The following is a 267-nucleotide window of genomic DNA, read 5'->3' as shown; positions in this document are numbered from 1 at the left end:
ACAACGTAGCGGTCACGCAGGTGACCTGGGTAAATGACCGGGGCGGCAGTGGAACGGCCAGCGGGACCACCGGTTGGACCGCCAGCGGCATTAACCTGCAGAGCGGAGTCAACGTCATAACCGTGACCGCACTGGATGCAGCTGGCAACTCCGACACCGACTCCCTCACGGTCACCTATACCCCGCCCGGGGGCAGCGTCGACCACGTAGGAATCACCTACGTCAAGAACGGCTCCACGGTATTTGACGAGACGGTAGCCGACAACG

Annotated in this window: 1 protein-coding gene; it reads left to right on the top strand. The window is 62.5% G+C overall.

The features are described 5' to 3' along the window. Window positions 1-267: hypothetical protein (locus SAY88_RS25140; protein WP_332635156.1), on the top strand; the 267-nt coding region annotated here is incomplete at both ends.

This window comes from Halalkalibacter flavus (assembly GCF_036663575.1).
Taxonomy (GTDB): Bacteria; Bacillota; Bacilli; order Bacillales; family Bacillaceae_D; genus Halalkalibacter; species Halalkalibacter flavus.
This window is presented reverse-complemented; position numbering and strand designations above follow the sequence as displayed.